The organism is Streptomyces solincola (genome assembly GCF_002982015.1).
Classification (GTDB): Bacteria; Actinomycetota; Actinomycetes; order Streptomycetales; family Streptomycetaceae; genus Streptomyces; species Streptomyces solincola.
Window position 1 is genome coordinate 1 of the sequence record NZ_PVLV01000451.1, and the last position, 5096, is coordinate 5096.

Sequence of the window (5096 nt, forward strand, 5' to 3'; positions counted from 1 at the left end):
CTCCCGCTCCCGGCCGTCGGCCCCCTCTACGGCACCCCGTCGAAGACCCCGAAAGCCACGAGCGCGCCCGCCACCGGGAAGGGAGCCGCCCGATGACCCCGCAGCCAGGCGAAGCCGCACCCCGCCGCCGTACCACCACCGCGCTCGCCCTGCTCCTGGCCGCCGCACTCGCCGGCTGCTCCGCCCCCGACGTCGAACTCACCGGCATCGAGCAGCTCCCGCTGCCCGGCGGCGCCGATCTCGGCGACCACCCCTACCAGGTCACCGCCGAGTTCGCCGACGTCCTCAGCCTCGTCCCGCAGTCCGCGGTCAAGGTCAACGACGTCGCCGTCGGCCGGGTCACCCGCATCACCCTGGACCCCGGCGACTGGTCGGCCACCGTCACCATGAAGGTCGACGGCGACGTACGCCTGCCGGCCAACGCCCACGCCCGGCTGGAGCAGTCCAGCCTGCTCGGCGAGAAGTACGTGCAGCTCACCGCTCCCGCCGAGCCCCGCGGCACGCTCGCCGACGGCGCCCGCATCCCCGCCGACCGCACCGACCGCAATCCGGAGGTCGAAGAGGTCTTCGGCGCCCTGTCGATGGTCCTCAACGGCGGCGGCATCCAGCAACTGCGCACCATCGCCGGTGAGCTGGGCACCGCGCTCGGCGGCAACGAGACCGAGATCCGCTCGCTCCTCACCCGGATCAACACCCTGGTCGCCGGACTCGACGGCAACAAGCAGGACATCACCGCCGCCCTGGACGGGGTCAACCGGCTCAGCGCCACCCTCGCCACCCGCCGCCAGGACGTGGGCGCCGCGCTCACCGGACTCAGCCCCGGCCTGAAGGTCCTCGAAGAGCAGCGCGGCCGACTGCTCACCATGCTCCGCGCCCTGGACACCCTCTCCACCGTGGCGGTGGACACCGTCGACCGCGCCAAGGACGACATGGTCGCCGACCTCAAGGCCCTCGGCCCCACCCTCACCGCGCTCGCCGACGCCGGGAAGGCGCTGCCCGACTCGCTCCAGGTGCTGCTGACCTACCCCTTCACCGACGAGGTGCTGCGCGGCGTCAAGGGCGACTACCTCAACGTCTACCTGGACCTCACGGCCGTCCCCGGCACCCGGATCGTCCCCGCCCTCACCCCGGACGACGAAGCCGACGGCGGGGCGGACGGCGCAGCCCCGCCGCCCGGCGCGCCGCCCGCCGAAGACTCCCCGGCCCGCACGACACCCGGCGGCTCCGGCCCCGGGGACGCCGCCCGGCCCGGTTCGGGCGCACTGCCTCCCCTCCCGCTGCCCTCCGCCCCGCGAGCCGTCCCCACCGGAGGCGCGACCCGATGATCACCCCCGCCATCCGGCTCAAGAACCTCGCCTTCCTGCTCATCGCCGTCCTGGTCATGGGGTACGTCGGAGTCCGCTACGCCGGACTCGGCCACCTCGTCGGCCTCCGCGACCACTACACCGTGCGGGTCCGACTCGACGCCACCGGCGGGCTGTTCAGCCACTCGGACGTCACCTACCGCGGCGTGTCCGTCGGCCGGGTCGGGCCCGTCCGGCTCACCGCGGACGGCGTCGAGGCCGAACTCCGCATCCGGGACGACGCCCCCGCCATCCCCGCCGACCTGGAGGCCGTCGTCGCCAACCTCTCCGCCGTCGGCGAGCAGTACATCGACCTGCGCCCCACCCGCGACGGCGGCCCCTACCTCGCCGACGGCTCGGTCATCGCCCGCGCCGACACCCGGCTGCCCGAGCCCGTCACCACCGTCCTCGGCAGCGTCACCGACCTCGCCGCCTCCGTGGACACCACCTCCCTGCGCACCGTCGTCGACGAACTCGGCACCGCGCTGGCCGGCCGCGGCGACGACCTCCAGGTCCTGCTCGACAACGGCGACTACTTCGTCCGCGCCGCCGACGAGGCGCTGCCCGCCACCACCCGGCTGATCGGCGACGCCGAGACGGTGCTGCGCACCCAGGCCGAGGAGGGCAGGGCGCTCACCGACTTCGCCTCCGGCGCCCGGGAGCTGGCCGCCGCCCTCAAGGACTCCGACGCCGATCTGCGCGCCCTGATCGCCGCCGCCCCCGCGGCCGCCGGACAGGTCAGCGGACTGCTGAAGGATCTCGACCCGGCCCTCGGCGCCGTCCTCGCCAACCTGCTCACCACCTCCGAGGTGGCGGTGACCCGGCAGCGCGGCATCGAGGAACTCCTCGTCACCGTGCCCGCGCTGGCCTCGGCCGGGGCCACCGCCATCACCCCCGCCGGAGCCAACCTCGGCATGTCCGTCGCCTTCTTCGCCCCGCTGCCCTGCACCGACGGCTACGGCGCCACCCGCTACCGCAACGGCCTGGACCTCTCCGACCCGCCGCCGCTCAACACCCGCGCCCGCTGCACCGCCGACCCCTCCACCGGAACCAACGTCCGAGGATCGGCGAACGCCCCCGGCCCGGACCGCGGCGTTCCCGCGAAGGGGAAGACCCGGTGACCCGCCGCTGGTGGGCGGCGCTCGCCCTGGCCGCCCTGCTCTGCGCCGCCGCCGGCGGGGCGTACCTGCGCACGGCCGGCGACGGCGACCGGTCGTACGCGCACACCCGGGACACCGCCCTCGACACCGGCCGCCGCCACGTCGAGAAGCTCAGCAGCGTCGACCCGGAGCGGGCCGCCGAGTCCCGGACCGGCTGGCTGACCGCCGCCACCGGCGCACTCCGCGACCAACTGGCGCGGGCGAAGCCGCCGGCGGCCGACGCCCCGGCGGCCCGCGCCACCGTCACCGCCGCCGCCCTCACCGCGCTGGACGAGCGGGCCGGCACCGCCGTGCTCATCGCCACCGCCGAGGTGGAGACCACCCCGCCCGGCGGCCGCGCCACCACCGACCGCAGACGACTGGAGGCCGACCTCACCCGTACCGCCGACGGCTGGAAGGTCAGCGCGCTCACCGCCGTCCCGGTGGCCGGCTCATGACCGCCGACACGGCCGCCGCCGATACCGAGGCCCCGGCGCCGCCCGCGCCCCGGACCCGCCGGCGCCGGGCGTCCGCCCTGCCGGTCGTGGTGCTGCTCGCCGCCGCCGCAGTCCTGCTGGCGCTCACCGTCCGCCTCTCCGACGACCCCGCCGTCCGCAACCAGGCACTCGCCGACCCCGAGGCCACCTCCCACGTCGCCGGCGAGGTCGGCGGCGCGCTCACCGAGGTCTTCTCCTACGGCCCCGGCGACACCGCCCGCGCCCGCGCGTCCGCCCGCCGGCTGCTCGCCGGCCAGGCGGCACGGCAGTACGAGGAGCTGATCGGCCAGGTCGAGCGACCGGCCGCCGACCAGCGGCTCACCCTCACCACCCATGTCGTCCGCACCGGCGTCGTCCGGCTCACCGCCGACCGCGCCGAACTCCTGGTCTTCCTCGACCAGGTGGCCGAGCGCGCCGGGAAACCGCCCGCCACGGCCGCCGCCCAGCTCGCCGTCACCGCCGAGAAGAGCGGCGGCCGCTGGCGGATCACCACCCTCCAGGCCCGATGACCGACCGACCACCCACAGGGGGCGCTCCCGCCATGGCCCGAACGACGACACGCAACCCGCTGCTCCTCGCCGCGGCCGGGCTCGCCCTGCTCGCCGCGGGCGGCGCGGGCTGGGGCGGCTGGTCCTGGTACGCCGCGGCGCACGACGAGTCCGCCGCCTACGCCGCCACCCGCGACGAGGTGCTCTCCGCCGGCGAGCAGGCCGTGCAGAACCTCAACACCCTCGACCACCGCGACCTCCGGCGCGGCCTGGACACCTGGCGCGACTCCGCCACCGGAGACCTGCTGACCCAGTTGACCGCCGGGCGGCCCGAGTTCGAGCGCCAGATCCAGCAGGCGAAGACGGTGACCACCGCCAAGGTGCTGTCCGGCGCGGTGACCGAGCTGGACACCCGCACCGGCCGGGCGAGCGTCATGGTCGCCCTGCGGGTGACGGTCACCCCGCCGAAGGGCGCCCCCAACGCGAAGGAGAGCCGGATGCTCGGCGAACTCACCCGCACCCCCCAGGGCTGGAAACTCAGCGCCCTGGGCCAGGCCCCGGTCGGCAGCGCCGCCACCGGCTGAGAGGAGGTCCCGCCCATGTCGACCACCCGCCACCTGGTCAACCGCCGCCGCCGGCTGTCCGCCGCGCCGCCCGCGCCCCGGGCGCGCACGGCCCCGGCCGCCGTCCCGGTCCCGGTCCCGGCCTCCGAGGCCCCCGCCGAGCCGGCGGACGCCGAGGCCGCGCCGCCCGCGCCCCGGTCCCGCCTCCGGGGCCGCCGGGCGCCCCTCGTCCTCGCCGCCGCCACCGTCCTGCTCGGCGCGTTCGCCGCCTGGTCCGCCGGCCAGGCCGCCGCCCTGCGCGACGAGCCCGCCCTGCACAACGCCGCCCTCACCGACGTCGGCCGGACCAGTGAGGTCAAGGGCCAGCTCGCCACGGCGGTGGCCGCGCTCTTCTCCTACGACCACACCGCCCCGGCCGCCGCCGACCGGGCGGTCCGCGCCCACCTCACCGGAAAGGCCGTCGAGCAGCACCGCGCCATGCTCGCCCCGGTCCGCGCCCAGGGGCCGAGGCAGAAGCTGGTGCTCACCACCACCGTCACCCACAGCGGCGTCGAACTCCTCGACGGGGACCGGGCCCGGGTCCTCGTCTACGCCGACCAGCGCAACACCCGCACCGCCGCCGCCAAGGACGCGGCGGGCCAGGGCGCCGCGGCGAAGGCGGCCGGCGACACCGCCTACGGCGCGGCGATGTTCGCGGTCGAGGCGGTCCGCACCGGTGGCGCCTGGCGGATCAGCGCCATCGACACCCTGGGGGCCGGCTCGTGAGCGGCTCCCGGAGCACGCCTACGGGGGCCGGCGGCCGCCGCCGCGTCCGGCGCGGGCTGACCGGGACCGCCGCCGCGGTCACCGCGATGGCCGCGCTCACCGCCTCCCAGGCCCCCGGCCTGCCGGCCTTCGCCGCCGCACCCGCCCCCGCGCAGACGGCGGCGGCCGTGGGCGGGGGGCCGCTGAGGACGGCGGGCAGGACCGCCGCCGGCCTGCCCGCAGCCGGGCCGCCCGCCCACCGGCGCGCCCCCGTCCCCCCGGCCCCCCCCGCCCCCCCGCGCGCGCGCCCCCGGCCCACGCT

The 5096-nt window shown here is 77.3% G+C and carries 6 protein-coding genes and 1 pseudogene; all 7 read left to right on the forward strand.

Annotation, left to right across the window (positions count from 1 at the left end; translation table 11 throughout):
* Positions 1-92 precede the first annotated feature (92 nt).
* The gene (locus C6N75_RS24280; RefSeq protein ID WP_105871032.1) at positions 93-1325 is read left to right on the forward strand and encodes an MCE family protein; all 1233 of its coding nucleotides are present in this window, start codon (positions 93-95) and stop codon (positions 1323-1325) included.
* Complete coding sequence (locus tag C6N75_RS24285) at positions 1322-2464, forward strand: MCE family protein (protein ID WP_105871033.1); 1143 nt, start codon at positions 1322-1324, stop codon at positions 2462-2464. Before C6N75_RS24280 ends, C6N75_RS24285 begins: the two co-directional genes overlap by 4 nt.
* On the forward strand, positions 2461-2940 hold the full coding sequence (locus C6N75_RS24290) for a hypothetical protein (protein ID WP_105871034.1): 480 nt from the start codon (positions 2461-2463) through the stop codon (positions 2938-2940). The genes C6N75_RS24285 and C6N75_RS24290 overlap by 4 nt, the downstream gene beginning before the upstream one ends.
* The gene (locus C6N75_RS24295; protein ID WP_105871035.1) at positions 2937-3488 is read left to right on the forward strand and encodes a hypothetical protein; all 552 of its coding nucleotides are present in this window, start codon (positions 2937-2939) and stop codon (positions 3486-3488) included. Before C6N75_RS24290 ends, C6N75_RS24295 begins: the two co-directional genes overlap by 4 nt.
* A gap of 32 nt (positions 3489-3520) precedes the next feature.
* Positions 3521-4051, forward strand: a complete 531-nt coding sequence (locus tag C6N75_RS24300; protein WP_105871036.1) for a hypothetical protein — start codon at positions 3521-3523, stop codon at positions 4049-4051.
* A gap of 15 nt (positions 4052-4066) precedes the next feature.
* A complete protein-coding gene (locus C6N75_RS24305; RefSeq protein WP_105871037.1) occupies positions 4067-4795 on the forward strand; it encodes a hypothetical protein in 729 nt (242 codons plus the stop codon).
* Positions 4792-5096, forward strand: a pseudogene (locus C6N75_RS31140) (hypothetical protein); the annotation flags it as partial. The gene C6N75_RS24305 and the pseudogene C6N75_RS31140, both read left to right, overlap by 4 nt.